We start from the raw sequence: 18,072 nt of genomic DNA, 5'->3' as shown, positions 1-18,072 counted from the left end.
ATACAGGTAACACTCGGGGCGGGGCCGCGGGTGCAGGCAAAATTAAGCAGCCATCCCCTCCATCATCCGTTGTAGATCGGCATCCTCGACTTCCTTTTTCTGGTCGGCGACATTAAGGAACTCCTGGTAGATGTCGTCGAGTTGCACCTTGGTGAGGTTATAACCAAGGTTTTTGAACCGGTAGGCCAGGGCGGCGCGGCCGGAGCGGGCGGTGAGCACGATGCGGGACTGGTCCACACCCACCTCGGCGGGGTCGATGATCTCGTAGGTATCGCGGCGCTTGATCACCCCGTCCTGGTGGATGCCGGAGCTATGGGCGAAGGCGTTGTCACCGACGATGGCCTTATTGGGCTGTACCATCATACCCATACTCTCGCTGACCAGGTGGCTGGTCTCAAGCAGGAGTTTGGAGTTGACGTTGGTGTACAGGTCCAGGTGGGGGTGCTGACGCATGATCATCACCACCTCCTCCAGGGAGGTATTGCCGGCCCGCTCACCGATGCCGTTGATGGTGCACTCGATCTGGCGGGCACCGTTTTCGGCGCCGGCGATGGAGTTGGCGGTGGCTAGTCCGAGATCGTTGTGGCAATGGGTGGAGAGGGTACAGCGGTGGATGCCGTTGACATTATCGCGCAGGTAGGCGATCTTGGCACCGTACTCCTGGGGCAGGCAGTAGCCGGTAGTGTCGGGGATGTTCAGTACGGTGGCTCCGGCGTCGACCACGGCCTGGATGACGCGGGCGAGGAACTCGTTGTCGGCCCGACCGGCATCCTCGGCGTAGAACTCGACGTCCTCGACGTACGATTTGGCGTGCTTGACGGCAGCCACGGCCCGCTCGATGATTTTGTCGGGCGTGGTGCGCAGTTTGTACTGGATGTGGCTGTCACTGACGCCGATGCCGGTGTGGATACGGGGGTGGCGGGCGGTCTTCAGGGCCCGGGCGGCTACGTCGATGTCGTTGGCTACGGCGCGGGTGAGGCCGCAGACAACGACGTCCTTTACGGTGCGGCCGATCTCCTCGACGGATTTAAAGTCGCCCGGGCTGGAAACCGGAAAGCCGGCCTCGATGACGTCGACGCCGAGGCGTTCGAGCTGACGGGCGATGACGAGCTTCTGGCGGGTATCCAGCTTACAGCCGGGCACCTGTTCGCCGTCGCGCAGGGTAGTGTCGAAAATCTGAACTTGCTTGGTGATCATACTTGGTTCGGGCGGTTTACCGGCTTCTGCTATCTTTAGGGCGGATTCTAACAGTCTATGGTCGTTCGTGTGAAAATAACGCTTCCCGCCCGGAAGTCCGGGCCGCGGTGGTGGGGAATATCTACCGCAATGTTACCTGGATGACGGAGGAATTGTTGCGCAGTCCTTTGCTATTCAAGCACTTACCGAAACAGTTTATACAATGCCTAAGCAGAAGACCGACGACTTACTTAAACTTGTAGCCTCCCTTAACCGAGCCGAAAAACGACACTTTCGCCTATTTGTCAAACGCAACCAGCAGGCGGAGGCCGATATCCTATTCTTGCAACTATTCGATATCCTAGAACGGACCGGGGAATACGACGAGGCCTATCTGCTAAAGCGCATCGAAGGTATCAAAAAGTCGCAGCTCAGCAACCTAAAGGCCCACCTGTATAAACAGCTCCTCACCTCCCTGCGGTTACTGAACCGAAACAAGGACGAGGAAATTACCCTGCGCGAAAACCTCGACTACGCCCGTATCCTCTACAATAAGGGGCTGTACCGCCAGTCGCTGGACATACTCGAAAAAGTTAAGAAACGGGCCCTGGATATCGAGTCCCATACCATTGCCCTCGAAACCGCCCAGTTTGAAAAGCTCATCGAGGGGCAGTACATCACCCGCAGCATCGAGGGCCGCGCTGAGGAGCTCAGCAAGGAGTGCGAGGAGCTGACCGGTAAGATCAGCGATACGAACGGCTTTTCTAACCTTTCGCTACGGCTCTACGGACTGTACCTCACCAACGGACTGGTCAGCAGCGAGCAGGAGGCCGGGGCAGTACAGGCCTTTTTCAATGCTAATCTTCCGGATACGCCCTTCGAGGAGCTCGACTTTTGGGGTAAGGTCTACTACTGCCAGAGCTACACCTGGCTGTACCTGATGCAGCAGGAGTTTCCCCTCTGCTACCGGTACACGCAGCGCTGGGTCGATCTCTTCCGCGAGCAGCCCAAGATGACCGAGGTCAACGCTCCACTTTACCTCAAGGGACTGCATAACCACCTGGCCAACCTGTTCAACATGTGGCAGTACGACCGCTTCATCGCCGAACTGCACCAGCTGGATCTGTTCCCCCACCAGTTTGACCTGACCAATAACGTCAACGTAGCCGGGCTGTACCACCTCTACCAGTTCGACCACCAGATCCGCCGCCACTACATGGAAGGCACCTTCACCGAGGGGCTAGGGCTGGTGCCACAGATCATGGAGGTCATCCAGGACAACCGCTACAACTGGGACGACCACCGCCACATGGTGTTCTACTACCGCATCGCCTGCCTTTACTTCGGCAGTGGTGACAACGATACGGCCATCGACTACCTGAACCTGATCATCAACCAGCGCAGCCCTAACTACCGCTCCGACATCCAGGCCTACGCCCGTATCCTCAGCCTCATCTGCCACTTCGAGCTAGGCAACGTGCAACTGGTCGAGTACCAGGTAAAGAGTGTGTACCGCTTCCTAGCCAAGGTGGAGCACCTCCAGGAGACCCAACGGGTGATCTTCCGCTTCCTGCGCCGCATCCCCCGCATCCGTGAGGAAGACCTACGCGATGAATTTATCAAGCTAAAGAAAACCTTGGATGAGGTGGCGAAACTGCCGTATGAGTCACGCCCCTTCACCTACCTCGATATCCCCAGTTGGCTGGAATCGAAAATCGAGGGAGTGAGCGTGCAGGAAGTGATCCGGCGGCAGTTTGAGGAGAGTCGGGAGTTGGTATAGCCTACTCGGCGGCGGACAAGTTAAGTGCGCGACAGCACCGCCTCCCGCGCCGCCTTCATGGGAATGCCAATGCAGCGCTTTTCCATGTAGAGCATCATCCGATCCATAAGCTCGCGGGCCGCGGGGTCGAGGTGCTCGATCTCCTTACGAAAGACCTTATTCACGGCATTGTGACGGATGGCTTTGATCTGACCGGGCACCTCTGACATGGCCCGCTCGATAAGGCGCGTCTGGTACAACGTCTCGGTCTCAACCAGGTGGCGCTCGATGATGGTGTGGGCCAGCTCCACCTCGCGGCGGCGGAAGTCCATGTTCTCCTCGGCCAGGGCCCGCAGGTGCTCGATGGCGATGTAGGTGAAGTCGTAAGTGGCCACGGTGGCCTCAGCCACATCGGCCGGAACGCCCAGGTCAACAATGATCTTTCCCTTAGCCTCCTCACCGGCTAGCAGTGCATCAAAGCGCTCCGGGGTAATAATGGCCTCGGCGGCGGCGGTGCAGACGAAGAGCACGTCGAAGCCCCCCGTGTAGCAGTCCAACTCCTCCAGTGCAATGGCCTTCCCGTGGTCGAACCCACTGACGAGTTGCTCGGCCCGTTCCAGCGTTCTATTGACGATGGTGACGTGGCTATAGCCCTGCTTGCGTAGGAACTTCGCGACCAGCACATTCGTCTGCCCGGCACCGATCATCAGGATACGGGCCTTGCGGCTCGGCGCGTGGCGCTGCAGTTGCTGCATGGATAGCGAAACCACCGATACGGATTTCTCCCCAATGCGCGTATTGGCGTAGATATCCTTAGCGGCCAGTACGGCCTGATTGGTGATGATACGCAGGTCGTCGCCGATCAGGCCCCACTCGCGGCACATCACCTGGCTTTCGCGTAGCTGCCCCAGGATTTGCCGCTCACCCACCACGAGTGAATCGATCGAGCCAGCTACCTCGTACAGATGTCGGATGGCATCCAGTCCCACAAGGTGCCGCATACGTCGCAAATCTGGTACGGACCCAGGAAGTAGGGAGGCCTGAAAATGCTCGTCCACCTTGCGCTCCGTAGTGAACAGCAACAGCACCCGGTTGCAGGTGGAAGCGTAGAACACCTCGTCAACCAATCCCCGCTCCCGCAGGCAGGTGAGTCGCTCCCGCAGTCCGTGCTCCCCCTCGAAGGCCGTCACCAGCGCGCCGACCTCCTTGAGTTTGGCATCGCGATGGGTCAAGGTAAGAATGTGAAAGTGCTGCAGCATGGAGTGACTTGGGGCGGTTGCAAAGATAATTTACCGTGCGGGGGCTTCTGTCAGCCGGGTGTAGAAATGTAGGATGCTGCCCCCGGCAGTGCCGTCAGCCGCAGTCTACGACTGCGCGCTTTGATATAGTAATTAACAACAACCAACTCCCATCGTTGAAAACTTAGAGCGTCCACGCCGCAACTGCAAGTTGCGTTGCACGGCGCCCCGATAGCTATCGGGGCAAGCCGCATCTTACGCCTACCCAGCATCCTGAATGATCGCCGAAAAGTACCACGCATAAAACAGCAGCAGCACCCCCCCCTCCCAGCGCGTGATCTTGCCGTTGTTGCTCATCACCCCGAGCAGGACGGTCATCACGATCATGAGAGGCAGGTAGGTGGTGATGATCTCGGGCGGGATGACCAGCGGACCGAAGAAGCGTGGAATGGCCATGACGATGAAGGTGTTGAAGATGTTGGAGCCGATGGCGTTGCCAACCGCGATACTGGCCTTGCCCTTACGGGCGGCGGCCAGACTCACCGCCACCTCCGGCAGCGAGGTACCCACCGCTACGGCGGAAAGGGCGATCACGCTCGGCGCGATATTGAGGATCACGCTGATGGCCGTGATGGATGCGATGACGTAGCTGGCCGAAAGGCTCACCACGGCTCCCCCCAGGATGAGAAAAAGGTAGTCCGGCCAACCGGCGGTGGGGCGGTCAGCTTTGTCGGCCTTCGTCTGATCCTTGAAACTGTAGGCGAGAAAGATCCCGATGCCCCCCAAAAAAAGCGCACACTCAAATAGCGACAAGTCACCATCCATCACCGCAAAGTAGAGCAGAAAAGCACTGCCCCACAGAAAGGGAATGTCAATGTGCCAGAGGTCATCCTCCAGGTCAATAGTCTTGACGACCACGGCCGTGAGGCCGAGGACCAGGGCAATATTTGTGATATTAGACCCCACCACGTTGCCGATTACGATCTGGCTGGTGCCGTCAAGCACGGATACGATGCTAGTGGCTAGCTCCGGCAGCGAGGTGCCGAAGGCCACGATCGTGACCCCGATGATGAACGGACTGATGCCCAGCGACAGGCCCACCCGCTCGGCCGAGGCTACAAACCGGTCGCTAGCCCACAGCAGGGCCGCGATGGCCACCACGAAGATGCCAATCTGTAGCAGTAAGTCCATGGCCTAAAGCTTCGGGATTACTTCCATAAGCTGTCCGCGTAGGGACTGTAGTTCGGCATCCCGGTCACCTTCCCCACTGAAGCGACCCGCCCAGAAGGCCCGGTACGTAGTCCAGTAGCGTAGGGCAAATAGACCCGTCACGGGTAGACTCAGTAAATACAGCCAACCCATGCCCTCCGGATACACCCCGTTAAATAGCAGGGTCTGAAGCAGATAGGTAAGCGGTAGGATGAACCAGCTACCCAGCGTTTGTACCGTAGCCTTATACCCCCGGTCTATTCCCAGGGCGCGCCAGATGGCATTGATGGTGAGCAGCCAGGGTAGGTGATTCAGCAGTCCGTAGAGGAACAGCGGCAGGCCCAGGAACAGTCCCAGGGAATAGGTGCGGTAGGGATTGGTGCTAAACTCAATGTCCTGCTGCTTGGTCTGCCGCAGCAGCGCATCGTAGCGACCGGCTAACTCACACAGCCGCTCGCGATCGGTAGGCTCAAGCGTACGCAGCCACTCCAGGATGCGCTTGGTACGGAAGTGGTGCTGCGAGACGGTCAGCGGACGGTCGTTCTGCACGCTACGCTCGATGCGGCGCAGGCAGCGCTCCTCGGTCTTATCGTGGGTGTGGATGAGCAGCTCCTGCATGCGGCGGCTCAGCTCGTCGGTCAGTCCGCGCACGGCCCGCATGGGGCTTTTCTCGTAGGCCTCGCGCCACTCCGCCGCTACGATGGGCTCCCCGTAGCGGGTAAAGGCCCGGCTGAAGCAGGTCGTGGGGCTCTCGTAGTTCACGCCCACGGGCTGTAGAGTCACGCCAAGCTGCCAATGGTTACGGGCCTCGCCCTCCAGGGCCAGACTGGCCGCGCCGGCCTTGATCTTGCGCAGCTTACGCTCCAGCTCGGAATAGGCCTCGGGAGCGATGTACATGATCTTACCGCTCTCCAGGGCGGCAAAGGTACGGTTAAACACCTCCTCCTTACTGCCCTTATCGGCCCCGGCCTCCTTATCCTTGGGCCGGGCTACGGGCACACAAAAAGGGTCGATGACGAAGGCCGTGATCGGATTCATCCACAGCCCGGCATTGGCCAGAAAGAAGGTCTGATAATTGAGGTGGATACCCGCCATAAGGGGATCGGCCAGGGTGTTCGGGTGGTTACCGCACAGCAGCATCGGGCCCGGGTGATTGGCGTGGTGCACCCCCTCCGTCTCCATACCGGGGTAAAACACGCGCAGCATCCAGCGACTCATAAAGTGCAGTACCCAGAAGAAGGGTTCGGAAGACATAGGGGTGAGGTAGAAGGCGCAAAGTAGGCATTACGCCTCGAAGCCCTGCAGGTAGTCCCTGACCAGCTGATCGAATACCGGTCCCTCCCCGAAGTGAAAGCGCACCTCCACCGGCAGTACGAAGACGGGCAGGCGCTCGGCGGCAATGTAGTCGCGGTGCACGTCCAGTCGCATGGCGTCCTTCTCCGTCGTGATGATGGCCCGGTGCTTGCCGTCCAGTTTCCCGAATTTCTCCCTCAGGTTCACCAGATCGCTCGCGCTGAAGTAGTGGTGATCGGCGTATTCCAACAGGTGAAGCGGGCGGTCCCGACTTAGTCGGGACAGGTACGATGCAAGGTAATCGGTGTTAGCGATCGCGGAGATCAGCAGCACGTCGATGCCCTGCTCCATCCGGAGGCGGTACCGGTGGTCCAGCAGGTAGTACGGCGCGGCGTAGGCGTAGTAGCTGAAAAACACCCGCTGGTGCGGTAGGGGGGCAATTTCTTCGATCAGAGCGTCAGCCGCGGCCCGGTCGAGCTCGGGCGGGCACTTACTCACCACGATCACGTCGGCACGCTCGTACCCACTCCGCCATTCCCGTAGTCGGCCACTGGGCAGCAGGTAATCGCGCGTAAAGGGCAGGGCGTACTGGGTGAGCAGAATATTGAGCCCCGGCTGCACGGCGCGGTGCTGGAAGGCATCGTCGAGCAGCACCAGCTGGGTATCCGGCCGGCGGCCCACGATCTCGGGGATACCGAAGGCCCGTTCCTCTGCCACCGTGACCATCACCCCCGGGAACTTACGGGCGTACTGTAGGGGCTCATCACCCACCTCCTCCACCCCCATACCGGGTTCCACGACCAGAAACCCACGCGTTTTGCGCCGGTAGCCCCGGCTCAGGGTAGCGATGTTGAGGTAGGGGTCGAGCAGGCGGATGAGGTACTCGATGTGGGGGGTCTTACCGGCCCCGCCCACGCTCAGGTTTCCCACGCTGATTACCGGTACCGAGAAGGAGATGCCCCGCAGGATGCCCCGCCGGTAGGCCCAGTTGCGGAAGCTCACCCCGGCCCCGTAGAGGAGGGAAAGGGGGGCGAGAAGAAGCTTGGCTGCCGGTGAATCTACCACGGTGCTAAGGTAGTACAGGCGTCGGACGCTTTAAAGCGTCCGACGCCTAGCTCACCTAGCTCACCTCGCGTAGAAGAACTTTCGGGGACCCAACCAGGCCCAACCGCTTAGCCCCACCAATAGCGCCGCACCCGCGCACGCGCCCCAGAAAATGAGTGCCGCATCCCGCTGTTCTACGGCCACGGCCACCAGGGCCCAGGCCACCGTGAGGGTGTATACGTTGTCCTGCCGCAGACTCAGGTAAGCCCCCAGGGCCGTAAGCACCCCCACCAGTGCCGTAGCGATGTAGATAGCCGTATCTGGGGCAACCTCCAGCCCGAGCTGGTTTAGCGCCAGGGCCAGCGAGATGACCGTCGCCGCGCTGATCCAGCCCAGGTAGACGGAGGGGGCAAGGTAGGTCCAGCCGTAGTGCATCACCTTTGATTCCACTTCGTGGTCCCGCAGGGCGAAATAAGCGCCCAACAGGGCCCCCAGGTGCCAGAGCAGATCACCCGCCCCGAGTACTTGATCGTTGCCCATACTGATGGGTACGAAGGCGATACTGGCCAGTCCCGCTAGGACCAAAAACTGGTATCCCCGTTTGAGGGCCCTCGTCTTGCGGGTGTTACGCAGTTGCAGGGCGGCGAAAACGAGCATTCCCGCAAAGATGAGCCCCCAGATACTGAAGGCGTAGCCCGCCGCATCCACTCGGGTGGAGGCATCGTCGGCAAATCGCCGTTGTCCCCCGCCAGTGAAAAAAGGTAGATAATTGACGATGGGAACGGCGATGAAGGTGATCAGCAGCAGGTAGCGCCAAAATTGGGTGGATAAATGCATGGTGGGCAAGGTGTGGTACAGGTAAACCGAAGGCAGGTTAGGGAGTTAACTTCACGAACCTACTTTTAACGCCGCCCCCTCCATGCCCCTTCAGCCCCCTTACGGAAAACAGGGCGTTCTGCTCGTCAACCTCGGTACGCCGGATGCCCCCACGCCCACGGCCGTTAATCGGTACTTGGGGGAGTTCCTTACCGACCCCCGGGTGATCGACAACTTACCCGGCGTAGCCCAGCAGGTACTGGTGCGCGGCATCATCGCGCCCCTCCGCTCCGGCATCGTCAATCCCTTCAAGCCGGGTGGCTCCACCAAACTGTACCAGGAGCTGTGGACCGAGAACGGCAGCCCCCTCAAGTACTACGGCAAGGTAGTGACCGAGAAGGTAGCCCAGGAACTCGGTGAGGACTACGTAGTGCGGCTGGCCATGCGCTACCAAAGGCCCAGCATCGCCTCCGCCCTGGACGAGTTGCTCGCCGAGCAGGTGTCGAGTATTCTAGTCTTTCCGCTCTTTCCGCAGTACGCCAGCGCCACCACCGGCTCGGTGCACCAGGAGGTGATGCGGCTGCTGAGCCAGCGGCAGACCATCCCCGACGTCAAGCTCGTCAATAGCTACTACGAGCAGCCGGAGCTGATCCGGGTCTTTGCCGACAACGCCCGCGACCTGGGTGACCTGGACCGCTACGACCACATCATCTTTTCCTACCACGGCCTGCCCCAGCGGCAGCTCAAAAAAGCCGATGACTGCAACCATTGCTACGTCGTCGACGGCTGCTGCGACACCATCGGCCGGGTCAATCAATTTTGCTACTCTGCCCAGTGCCACGCTACCACCCGCGCCATTGCTGCTGAATTGGGACTACCCGAAGAGCGCTACACCACCAGCTTCCAGAGCCGGCTGGGCTTTGACGACTGGGCTAAGCCCTACACCATCGACGTACTCGAGGCCTGGGCTAGGGAGCGGGGGGCGAAAAATATCCTCTGCTTTAGTCCCGCCTTCGTGGCTGACTGCCTGGAAACCACCATCGAGATCGGCGTCGAGTACCAGAAGGAGTTTGAAAAGTGGGGCGGAGAGCACATCGACCTGGTGCCCAGCCTCAATGACAATCCCCGCTGGGTGGCCGCCCTGGTGAGTATGATCCGCGAGGAAACCCGGGAGGCAGTCGTATGAGTACGGAGCGGCGGGCCTACTTCGTCACGGGCATCGGCACCGAGGTCGGCAAGACCGTCGTCAGCGCCTATCTCCAGCTCGCCCTCGACGCCGACTACTGGAAGCCCGTGCAGGCCGGCGACCTCGATGTCAGCGATACCGACCGCGTCAGGGGCTGGACCGGTTTGCCCGAAGAGCGGTACCACCCCGAGCGCTACCGCCTACGTACCCCCGCCAGCCCCCACCACGCCGCCCGCCTGGATGGAGTCGAGATACAGCTCGAAGACTTCGTACTACCGAACACCGATGGACGACCCCTGATTGTGGAGGGTGCCGGCGGCCTCCTCGTTCCCCTCAACGACCGCCACACCATGCTTGATCTAATCCTCCACCTGGACTTACCGGTCATTCTCGTCTCCCGCCACTACCTGGGTAGCATCAACCATACCCTGCTGAGTGTAGAGGTGTTGCGGGGCCGCGGGTGCAACCTCCGTGGAATAGTCTTCGACGGAGATGGTGCGGAGTCTGCCCGTGTCATCCAGCTATTGTCGGGGGTGCCAGTGCTTGCTGAGGTGCCGGAGCTTACGGAAGTGAATCAGAAGACTCTCCGGGAGCTTGCCGCTACTCGTCCGCCGAGCGTTGCGTAGCTTCGCTCGTCTGCCGAGTAGCCAACTGCTTTCTTGGCGGACGAGAACCTGCCGCCATGAAAGTCCTAATCGTCCGCTTTTCCTCCATCGGCGACATCGTACTTACCAGCCCGGTGGTGCGCTGCGTCAAGGAGCAAACCGGGGCGCAGGTACACTTCCTGACCAAGGCAGCCTTCTCCCCTACCCTACGGCACAATCCTCACGTGGATCGGTTGTGGACGATCAACAAAGAGGTGAAGGAAATCGCGGCCGCGCTAGCTGCCGAAAACTTCACCCACCTGATCGACCTGCACGGCAATCTGCGCACCCTGGAACTGAGGCAACGGCTGTACTGGGGTCACCTGCGCCGGGGTCGCCGCCCACCGGTGGTCAGCACCTTCGACAAGCTCAATGTTCGCAAGTTCCTGCTCACGCGCTTGCGCATCGACCGCATGCCGGAGGAGGTACACATCGTCGATCGGTATATGGACGCGGTACGTACCCTGGGGGTGACCAACGACGGGAAGGGGCTCGACTACTTTACTGCCCCCGGGGAAACGGTCATTCCACCAGCGCAGCATTACCTCGCCTTCGTCATCGGGGCAGCCCATGCCACCAAGCGGTTGGAGGAGGGTCAGATGATCGCCCTGTGTCAACGTATACCCGTACCGATCATCTTACTCGGCGGGCCGGCGGAGCGGGAACTGGGCGAGCGTATTGCCGCTTCCGGGGGGCACATCACCAACGGATGCGGTGCCTATTCCCTGAACGGATCGGCCGATTTGGTGCGGAAGGCGGCCGCCGTGGTGACCCATGACACGGGCTTGATGCACATTGCGGCGGCCTTTGGGAAGCCGATCGTCAGTGTGTGGGGCAATACGGTACCGGCCCTGGGGATGTATCCCTACTTACCGGAGGGACCGGCACACGTGGTGGCGGAGGTAAGGGGGCTGGCCTGCCGGCCCTGCTCGAAGATTGGCTACGCGGCCTGTCCGCGGGGGCACTTCCGTTGCATGCGCGATCAGGACTTGGCGGCCATCGCCCGGGCGGCCCTACTCGCGGTCGAAGCGTAGCTCCTGTAGTACCATCCGTTCTCCTTTCTTAGCGACGTAGATGTACACCCGGTATATCCCGTTGGAGGTAGTCAGGTTGCCGATACAGTACTCGGCGTTGTCGGATTTCGAGGAACCCTGGTGCACCTGGCTGAAGCCGGAAGGCGTGTTGGCTCCGAAGAAGGCGGCAAGCTTTTCGCGGGCTTGTTCTTTTGTGTAGGTGTTTTCGTCAGCGAGGATGCTGAGTTCTACCTCCGCGTCCATCATGCCGGTAAGACTAGCCAGATCACCGCTGCCGAGGGCCTTGGTGATGTCGCCGATGGACTGGGCACTGAGCGCCTCCGTCATTACCGTGAAGGGCGCAAAGGCCAGGGTAAGGGTGAGCAGGAGGGAGTTCATGGGTGAAGGGTTTGAGTGTAAAGACGGCAACCTAGTAAGCAGTATTGCTTTTCTTCAAACGCCGAATTAGGTGCCTTAGGTCTATAGGGCGACGTTAAATGTAGGGGTTGAAATCTGCCCGGATGGCATTTGGCCATTGCTAAAATTCGGCTTACCTTTGCGGGCCGCTACGTGCGGTCTTCAAAATTTCAGCAGTCATGGACGCCATCACCTTCGTACACCAGCAGGTCAGCAAGCAAAAAGAATTCCCCAAATTCCGGGCCGGCGACACGGTTGCCGTCGACTACATCATTACGGAAGGTGAAAAGTCGCGCATCCAGCAGTTCCGGGGCGATGTCATCCAGATTAAGGGCGAAGGCCTCACCAAGACCTTCACCGTGCGCAAGATATCCAACGCCGTCGGGGTAGAGCGCATCTTCCCGCTGTCCAGCCCCAGCATCGACAAGATCACCGTGGTCAAGCGCGGCAAGGTGCGTCGCAGCCGCCTCTTTTACCTGCGCGACCGGGTGGGTAAGAAGGCTCGCATTAAGGAGCGGCGTATTTAATACTATCTGCTTTACCTTGGTCAGATGACCACCCACGCCCAGCGCGCCGCTACCTTCCTTCAGGACGAGCCCCGCACCGACTGGCATGACCAGAGCCTCTGGCATGTGCGCAGCAAGCGTGACGGCAGTATTGCCGGCATTCCGGAGTGGGAGGCGCTACGGCAGCTTGGCTCCGATATTAAGGATAACGTTCTAAGCAATCTCGATACTTACCTCGAGGAGTTCGAGCGGCAGGCTACGGCCAATGGCGTGATCGTACACTGGGCCAGGGACGCCGCCGAGCACAATCGCATCGTACACGGTATTCTCGAACGCCACGGTATGGACCGCATCGTGAAGTCGAAGTCCATGCTCACCGAGGAGTGTCACCTCAATCAGTACCTGGAGGAGCACGGTGTAGAGGTGATTGATACCGATCTCGGGGAGCGTATCATCCAACTACGCGGCGAGCCGCCCAGTCACATCGTGATGCCGGCCATCCACCTGAAGAAGGAGGAGATCGGTCAGTTGTTCCACGAGCAACTCGGCACCGACGCGGGGGCCAGCGACCCACAGTACCTCACCGAGGCCGCCCGCCAGCACCTGCGCGAAAAGTTCCTGGCGGCGAAGGCCGGTATCACCGGCGTCAACTTTGCCGTAGCGGAAACCGGTGGCATCGTCGTCTGCACCAATGAGGGTAACGCCGATATGGGCATCCACCTGGCCCCGGTGCAGATCCACTGCATGGGCGTTGAAAAGGTCATCCCGCGCGCTGAGCACCTGGGGGTGTTTACCCGGCTACTAGCGCGTAGTGCTACCGGTCAGCCCGTAACCATTTACACCAGTCACCACCACCAACCTAAGCCGGGCGGCGAAATGCACGTCGTCATCGTCGATAACGGGCGCAGCGAGCAACTCGGCCGCGAGGATTTCCGCAACAGCCTCAAGTGCATCCGCTGCGGCGCCTGCATGAATACCTGCCCGATTTACCGGCGCAGCGGTGGACACAGCTACGACCATACCATCCCCGGGCCCATCGGCAGCATTCTCTCCCCCGGGCTGGACCTAAAGAAACACGGCGATCTGGCCTTCGCCTCTACCCTTTGCGGAAGTTGCTCAGATGTGTGTCCCGTCAAGATCGACATCCACGCCCAGCTCTATAAGTGGCGACAGATCGTGAGCGAAGCGGGCCACCTGGCCAGCATTAAACGCGTTCCACTACTCGGAGCCGGTGCCGTGCTGAGCCGCGGCGGCTTGTACAACTTCGTGGGTAAGGCCGCCCGCACGGCCCTTAATCTCGCCCCCCGCGCCATGGTATACAACCGATTCAACGCCTGGGGAGAAAGCCGCGAGCTTCCGGAGGTGCCTACGGAGAGCTTCAAGGAGTGGTACGATCGCACCCAGACTTCCGGAGCATGAGCAGTAAAGCAGACGTTCTAGCGGCTATCCGGACCAACAAGCCCGGTCCGCGCGAGCTTCCAACGCTTCCCCTGGACCCGGTACCCACCGAGCTCGAGCATGCGTTTCGCGAGGTACTCGGTGCCAGTAAGACGCGCTTTGTGGAGGAGGAGGCGCTGGTGGATTACGTGCGGGACTTCGGCACTGACAAAATGATTGTGTCCACAGTAGCGGGAGTCAGTGGTACACTCGACCTGGCTGGCATCAGCGATCCCCTACAACTGGCGGGGGTAGACCTGGCCGTTTTACACGCCCGGCTTGGTGTAGCGGAGAACGGCGCGATGTGGCTGAGTGAAATCGAGATGGTCTACCGGGTTCTACCCTTTATTACCCAACACCTTATTCTAGTACTCGACCGGGCAGCGCTGGTGCCTACCATGCACGTAGCTTACCGCCGCATCGACATCCGGCAGACGGGCTTCGGAGTTTTCGTGGCCGGGCCCAGTAAGACGGCCGATATCGAACAAAGCCTGGTGATCGGGGCGCACGGTCCGCGTAGCCTCACCGTCGTACTGAGGGGGTCGGGGGAGGGAAAACTTTAACATTTCTCAGTAATACATCGTTTTCCAGCTACGTTATGTAGTCCGCCTGACCTGAGCGTCAGCTACCTTTGGGGTTGCGGAGCAGCGGTTGCACCCTTCCGCTCAGCAATCCTTCATCAAACCAACGCCACATGGCTACCATCCAGAGTAATCCCGAATCCTCCTACACCCCCGCTCCTAAACCGGAGAAGAACCGCACGCCACTACTGGCGGGTATCATCGGAGTGCTCCTGATCGCGCTGATCGCCCTCGGAATCGGCTTCCTTAACCGGGGTACCGATAATGCGAACCTCAGCACGAACCTGGTTGAGATGGAGCAATTTAAGGCCCAGGCCGAAAAACAGTACTACGAGTCACTGGCCGAGCTGGAGGAGATGCGCGGTAGCAATGAGGAGCTTAACGCCATGATCGATCAGCAGAAGGAAGAACTGCGTCTACAGAACGAAAAGATCGTCAGCCTCACCAACGATAATCGCAATCTTGGCGCCGCCCGCCGGGAGCTTGCCGACCTAAAGTCGAAGATGACCGGCTACATGGCCCAACTTGAAGAGCTACAGGCGACCAATGAACAACTCGCCCAGGACCGGGACCGGCTCTCCACTGAGCGCGACCTACTGAGCAACGACCTACAGGTAAGCCAGCAAACCAACGAGCAACTTAGCACGGAGCGCGCCTCCCTGGTCAGCGAGCGCGAAGAACTTGCCACCAAGAATAGTGAGCTGAGCCGTAAGGTCAACGTAGCCAGCGTCATCAAAACTAACAACATCAGCGTCGAGGGGCAGAAGCAGCGCAACAGTGGCCGCTGGGTCACCCGCACTAACGCTAAGAACGTCGAGCGCCTCTACGTCTGCTTCAATAGCCTGGACAACGCCGTTGCCCGGGCCGGTGAGGAGGCCTTCCAGCTGCGTATCATCAACCCCACCGGGGAGACGATGAGCATCGAGGCCGCCGGTAGTGGCGTACTGACCACCGACGAGGGAGAGCAAATCCCCTACACTAAGAACGTTCCCTTCGACTTCCAGGGCGATGCGGCCAACCACTGTGCCGAATGGAGCACACCGGGCCAGGAGTTCGCTGAGGGTACCTACACCGTAGAACTCTACAACAAGGGCTTCCTGGTGGGTAACACCTCCCTCGAACTGAAGTAGACGGTGTGGACGTCGTTGCCACCACCACCGACCTCCTGCGCCAGGACTTCGAGCTGCCCGCCGGAACGTTGACCGAAGCCGAGCTACTGGACTGGCTAGCTAGGCGCGTGGCTGAGTTACTGCGTACGCGCCCTGAGTACCTGATGAGTCTCTGCTACACCCTGGATCTCGATCAAGAAAGCGTGGCGGCGGCCCTCCACCCCGCTGCACCGGCGGCCGCGCCCACCGGTCTTGCCCGCTTGCTGTACGAGCGGCAGTGCGCCCGCGCCCGTACCAAGGCCAGCTACGTAGTGCCGCCCCTCGAGAGCCGGGATGCCTGGTAGGGCCTCGCGGCGCGACCGGATTGATCCCCTACGGGACTACGCGGAGGCGATGAGCGGTCCCATTCCGAATTATCTGGAGGAGGTGGAACGGCAGACCTACCTGAAGACCGTGGCACCGCAGATGATGTGTGGTCGGTTACAGGGCCGCCTACTGGCCCTACTGAGTAAGCTGCAGCAACCCACCCGTATTCTGGAGATCGGCACCTTCACGGGCTACGCGACCTTGTGTTTGGCGGAGGGCCTCGGCGAGGAAGGAACGGTGGACACAATCGAGGGGGATGCGGAGGTGGCCTTCTGGGCGCGGCGAAATTTTGCGGCGTCTCCTTTTGCCGACCGCATCAATTTACACCTGGGTCAGGCGAAAGAGGTGCTGAATCGGCTAGCCGGTCCGTACGATATCATCTTTCTGGATGGGGACAAACGCGCCTACCCGGACTACCTGCCTCTCCTACTAAGTCGACTGCGGGTGGGAGGTCTGCTGCTGGCCGATAACGTGCTGTGGGACGGCCGCGTGGGCGGGAAGACCCGGGATGACGACGCTGCCGCACTCCAAAGCTATAATAAGCTAGTGTACCAAAATGACCGGTTAGAAAACCTAATTCTTCCGTTGCGCGATGGTCTTTCGGTGGCTTGGCTTGGGGAGTAAAACATCTAACCCTTGTACCGACATATGTAAGCGTGAGTGTATTATTCACACCCTACTCATTCAAATTACCCCACGATGCTTTTTGTAAAGACCACCGACCAGCAATCCGGTAAGGAAGTCCGCCTGCGGTACCAGGAATACGGCAGCGGTAAGCCCGTTGTATTCATTCACGGCTGGCCACTTTCCGGCGATATGTTCGAGTACCAGATGGACTACCTGAGCCGCGAGGGACTGCGCTGTATCGCCTACGACCGGCGGGGCTTCGGCTTTAGCTCCAAGGTGGGCGACAGCTATAATTACGATACGCTGGCCGACGACCTGAACGCCGTACTGACCGAGCTCGACCTAGGCGACGTAGCGCTGGTAGGCTTCAGTATGGGGGGCGGTGAGATCGCTCGCTATATCGGCAAGTACGGCAACGACCGCATCAGTGCTGCCATCCTGGTGAGCTCCGTGACGCCCTATATGTTAGATACCGACAACCACGATGGCGTGGAGTGGAGCGTGTTCCAGGAGATGATCGACGGTATCCGCAAGGACCGGCCCGACTTCTACGCCACCTGGGCCAAGCAATTCTACGGCATCGGCCTGCTGAGCCACCCGGTGAGCGACTCCTTCCTCGGCTGGACGCAGGGGATGGCCCTGACCGGCTCCAGCAAGGCGGCCATCGACTACATCCACGCCTTCGCTAAAACGGACTTTCGCCAGGACCTACAGAAATTTACCGTCCCCACGCTGATCGTACACGGGGAAGACGACAAGGTGGTACCTATCGAGGTAGGCGGCGATGCTACCCATAAGCTATTGCCCAATGCCACTTACCATAAGTACGACAATGCCCCCCACGGCCTGTTCTACACCCACAAGGACCAACTGAATCGCGACATCCTCTCTTTCGTTCAGACAAAGGCGCGGAGCAGCAGCAGCGACCGGGAGGTGATGGTGAACTAAGCAGGTACTCCCGCAAGTAAAGAGCCGGCCGTTCCTCTGGGGAGCGGCCGGCTTTCTTATTCTTCTTCTTGCTCCATAGGGGGTAGTAACTCGCTGACTGCCGTAGGACCACTAAAGGGACTTTCAAATATACTACCCTCGCCGTGGCGGGTGATGGAGCTGTACTCACCTAGATTGACATTGGGAGCTAGGTGTAATTCTACCTGACGTGCTTTAAGGTTGACGATCCAATACTCCTGAATTCCTGCTAGTGCGTAGGCTTGTGCTTTTGGACCGCGGTCGATTTCGAGACTGCTGTCGGCTACCTCGATGAGTAAGTAGATATCTTCAGGGCCAGGTTGGCCAGTCTTCTTCGAGTAGTTTTTGTGCGTTACTACTGCGTAGTCAGGCTGTGGTTCGGAATAATCGGGCAGCGTGATGGGATCCTGCGATTGATAGTAGTACTGATTTCGAAATTGCAATACAAAGCGAACGTTTAAAATCTTTAGGCACTGAGTGTGCAACTCTCCAACCGGCATTCTAGTAATGATTTGCCCAAATAATAGCTCTACGGGATCATCCTCTCCAAAGATATCTTGCTCAATGGCACGGTGGTAGCGATCGAGTGTCCACACAAAGGGCATCGTTTCTACCAGTGGCATTGGCATGGCCACTTTCTCTACCACATCCTGCATTGAGACTGCCTTCGTCATAATCCAAAGAT

19 protein-coding genes are annotated in these 18,072 nt (G+C 59.5%); 11 read left to right on the top strand and 8 right to left on the bottom strand.

Annotation, left to right across the window (positions count from 1 at the left end; genetic code table 11):
- Positions 1–42: 42 nt before the first annotated feature.
- A complete protein-coding gene (locus ACOOHD_RS19105; RefSeq protein WP_420459477.1) occupies positions 43–1,197 on the bottom strand; it encodes a 2-isopropylmalate synthase in 1,155 nt (384 codons plus the stop codon).
- 202 nt (positions 1,198–1,399) lie between these two features.
- Here ACOOHD_RS19105 and ACOOHD_RS19100 point away from each other — a divergent pair, with 202 nt between their 5' ends.
- Complete coding sequence (locus ACOOHD_RS19100; RefSeq protein ID WP_420459476.1) at positions 1,400–2,956, top strand: hypothetical protein; 1,557 nt, start codon at positions 1,400–1,402, stop codon at positions 2,954–2,956.
- Positions 2,957–2,976: 20 nt separating this feature from the next.
- On the opposite strand, the gene hemA is transcribed toward ACOOHD_RS19100, so the two are convergent.
- The 5 genes from hemA to ACOOHD_RS19075 all read right to left on the bottom strand — a co-directional run bounded on the left by hemA (position 2,977) and on the right by ACOOHD_RS19075 (position 8,556).
- Positions 2,977–4,167, bottom strand: coding sequence for a glutamyl-tRNA reductase (hemA, locus tag ACOOHD_RS19095; RefSeq protein ID WP_420459475.1), 1,191 nt, complete (start codon positions 4,165–4,167; stop codon positions 2,977–2,979).
- 267 nt (positions 4,168–4,434) lie between these two features.
- Positions 4,435–5,364, bottom strand: coding sequence for a calcium/sodium antiporter (locus tag ACOOHD_RS19090; protein ID WP_420459474.1), 930 nt, complete (start codon positions 5,362–5,364; stop codon positions 4,435–4,437).
- A gap of 3 nt (positions 5,365–5,367) precedes the next feature.
- Positions 5,368–6,636: a 1-acyl-sn-glycerol-3-phosphate acyltransferase gene (locus tag ACOOHD_RS19085; RefSeq protein ID WP_420459473.1), complete on the bottom strand. Its 1,269-nt coding sequence runs from the start codon at positions 6,634–6,636 to the stop codon at positions 5,368–5,370.
- A 30-nt stretch (positions 6,637–6,666) separates the two neighbouring features.
- A complete protein-coding gene (gene lpxK, locus ACOOHD_RS19080) occupies positions 6,667–7,740 on the bottom strand; it encodes a tetraacyldisaccharide 4'-kinase (protein WP_420459472.1) in 1,074 nt (357 codons plus the stop codon).
- A gap of 60 nt (positions 7,741–7,800) precedes the next feature.
- Positions 7,801–8,556: a hypothetical protein gene (locus ACOOHD_RS19075; protein WP_420459471.1), complete on the bottom strand. Its 756-nt coding sequence runs from the start codon at positions 8,554–8,556 to the stop codon at positions 7,801–7,803.
- Between the two features lie 82 nt (positions 8,557–8,638).
- On the opposite strand from ACOOHD_RS19075, the gene hemH reads away from it, so the two are divergent.
- The 3 genes from hemH to ACOOHD_RS19060 are packed head-to-tail and all read left to right on the top strand — an operon-like array spanning position 8,639 to position 11,399.
- Positions 8,639–9,721, top strand: a complete 1,083-nt coding sequence (hemH, locus tag ACOOHD_RS19070; protein WP_420459470.1) for a ferrochelatase — start codon at positions 8,639–8,641, stop codon at positions 9,719–9,721.
- Positions 9,718–10,347: a dethiobiotin synthase gene (gene bioD / locus ACOOHD_RS19065; RefSeq protein WP_420459469.1), complete on the top strand. Its 630-nt coding sequence runs from the start codon at positions 9,718–9,720 to the stop codon at positions 10,345–10,347. Before hemH ends, bioD begins: the two co-directional genes overlap by 4 nt.
- Positions 10,348–10,403: 56 nt before the next feature.
- Positions 10,404–11,399: a glycosyltransferase family 9 protein gene (locus tag ACOOHD_RS19060; RefSeq protein WP_420459468.1), complete on the top strand. Its 996-nt coding sequence runs from the start codon at positions 10,404–10,406 to the stop codon at positions 11,397–11,399.
- Here the strand turns inward: ACOOHD_RS19060 and ACOOHD_RS19055 are convergent.
- On the bottom strand, positions 11,379–11,777 hold the full coding sequence (locus ACOOHD_RS19055) for a DUF4783 domain-containing protein (RefSeq protein WP_420459467.1): 399 nt from the start codon (positions 11,775–11,777) through the stop codon (positions 11,379–11,381). The two genes, ACOOHD_RS19060 and ACOOHD_RS19055, sit on opposite strands and share 21 nt — an antisense overlap.
- 197 nt (positions 11,778–11,974) lie before the next feature.
- On the opposite strand from ACOOHD_RS19055, the gene rplS reads away from it, so the two are divergent.
- The 7 genes from rplS (at position 11,975) to ACOOHD_RS19020 (ending at position 17,369) form a co-directional block, all read left to right on the top strand.
- A complete protein-coding gene (rplS, locus tag ACOOHD_RS19050; protein WP_420459466.1) occupies positions 11,975–12,322 on the top strand; it encodes a 50S ribosomal protein L19 in 348 nt (115 codons plus the stop codon).
- A 24-nt stretch (positions 12,323–12,346) separates the two neighbouring features.
- Entirely contained in the window at positions 12,347–13,720 is a 1,374-nt protein-coding gene (locus ACOOHD_RS19045; protein ID WP_420459465.1) for a lactate utilization protein B, read from the top strand.
- The gene (locus ACOOHD_RS19040; protein WP_420459464.1) at positions 13,717–14,301 is read left to right on the top strand and encodes a LutC/YkgG family protein; all 585 of its coding nucleotides are present in this window, start codon (positions 13,717–13,719) and stop codon (positions 14,299–14,301) included. The genes ACOOHD_RS19045 and ACOOHD_RS19040 overlap by 4 nt, the downstream gene beginning before the upstream one ends.
- A gap of 131 nt (positions 14,302–14,432) precedes the next feature.
- Positions 14,433–15,449 (top strand): hypothetical protein, encoded by a 1,017-nt coding sequence (locus ACOOHD_RS19035; protein WP_420459463.1) that lies wholly within the window; start codon positions 14,433–14,435, stop codon positions 15,447–15,449.
- 5 nt (positions 15,450–15,454) lie between these two features.
- Positions 15,455–15,772, top strand: a complete 318-nt coding sequence (locus ACOOHD_RS19030) for a hypothetical protein (RefSeq protein ID WP_420459462.1) — start codon at positions 15,455–15,457, stop codon at positions 15,770–15,772.
- Complete coding sequence (locus ACOOHD_RS19025; protein ID WP_420459461.1) at positions 15,762–16,418, top strand: O-methyltransferase; 657 nt, start codon at positions 15,762–15,764, stop codon at positions 16,416–16,418. Before ACOOHD_RS19030 ends, ACOOHD_RS19025 begins: the two co-directional genes overlap by 11 nt.
- Positions 16,419–16,493: 75 nt before the next feature.
- On the top strand, positions 16,494–17,369 hold the full coding sequence (locus ACOOHD_RS19020; RefSeq protein WP_420459460.1) for an alpha/beta fold hydrolase: 876 nt from the start codon (positions 16,494–16,496) through the stop codon (positions 17,367–17,369).
- 56 nt (positions 17,370–17,425) lie between these two features.
- Here ACOOHD_RS19020 and ACOOHD_RS19015 read toward each other — a convergent pair whose 3' ends face one another.
- Complete coding sequence (locus tag ACOOHD_RS19015; RefSeq protein WP_420459459.1) at positions 17,426–18,061, bottom strand: Uma2 family endonuclease; 636 nt, start codon at positions 18,059–18,061, stop codon at positions 17,426–17,428.
- Positions 18,062–18,072 lie beyond the last annotated feature (11 nt).

This window comes from Neolewinella sp., assembly GCF_965214665.1.
GTDB lineage: Bacteria > Bacteroidota > Bacteroidia > Chitinophagales > Saprospiraceae > Neolewinella.
The sequence above is the reverse complement of the archived record's forward strand: the minus strand, read 5'-3'. Positions and strand labels throughout refer to the sequence as shown.

Bases quoted from the DNA above. Each gene is read 5' to 3' on its own strand.
- bioD (WP_420459469.1), top strand. From the start codon at position 9,718: ATGAGTACGGAGCGGCGGGCCTACTTCGTCACGGGCATCGGCACCGAG.
- hemH (WP_420459470.1), top strand. From the start codon at position 8,639: ATGCCCCTTCAGCCCCCTTACGGAAAACAGGGCGTTCTGCTCGTCAAC.
- ACOOHD_RS19020 (WP_420459460.1), top strand. From the start codon at position 16,494: ATGCTTTTTGTAAAGACCACCGACCAGCAATCCGGTAAGGAAGTCCGC.
- ACOOHD_RS19035 (WP_420459463.1), top strand. From the start codon at position 14,433: ATGGCTACCATCCAGAGTAATCCCGAATCCTCCTACACCCCCGCTCCT.
- ACOOHD_RS19040 (WP_420459464.1), top strand. From the start codon at position 13,717: ATGAGCAGTAAAGCAGACGTTCTAGCGGCTATCCGGACCAACAAGCCC.
- ACOOHD_RS19085 (WP_420459473.1), bottom strand. From the start codon at position 6,636: ATGTCTTCCGAACCCTTCTTCTGGGTACTGCACTTTATGAGTCGCTGG.
- ACOOHD_RS19100 (WP_420459476.1), top strand. From the start codon at position 1,400: ATGCCTAAGCAGAAGACCGACGACTTACTTAAACTTGTAGCCTCCCTT.
- ACOOHD_RS19045 (WP_420459465.1), top strand. From the start codon at position 12,347: ATGACCACCCACGCCCAGCGCGCCGCTACCTTCCTTCAGGACGAGCCC.
- ACOOHD_RS19090 (WP_420459474.1), bottom strand. From the start codon at position 5,364: ATGGACTTACTGCTACAGATTGGCATCTTCGTGGTGGCCATCGCGGCC.
- ACOOHD_RS19055 (WP_420459467.1), bottom strand. From the start codon at position 11,777: ATGAACTCCCTCCTGCTCACCCTTACCCTGGCCTTTGCGCCCTTCACG.
- ACOOHD_RS19060 (WP_420459468.1), top strand. From the start codon at position 10,404: ATGAAAGTCCTAATCGTCCGCTTTTCCTCCATCGGCGACATCGTACTT.
- rplS (WP_420459466.1), top strand. From the start codon at position 11,975: ATGGACGCCATCACCTTCGTACACCAGCAGGTCAGCAAGCAAAAAGAA.
- ACOOHD_RS19015 (WP_420459459.1), bottom strand. From the start codon at position 18,061: ATGACGAAGGCAGTCTCAATGCAGGATGTGGTAGAGAAAGTGGCCATG.
- ACOOHD_RS19025 (WP_420459461.1), top strand. From the start codon at position 15,762: ATGCCTGGTAGGGCCTCGCGGCGCGACCGGATTGATCCCCTACGGGAC.
- ACOOHD_RS19075 (WP_420459471.1), bottom strand. From the start codon at position 8,556: ATGCATTTATCCACCCAATTTTGGCGCTACCTGCTGCTGATCACCTTC.
- ACOOHD_RS19105 (WP_420459477.1), bottom strand. From the start codon at position 1,197: ATGATCACCAAGCAAGTTCAGATTTTCGACACTACCCTGCGCGACGGC.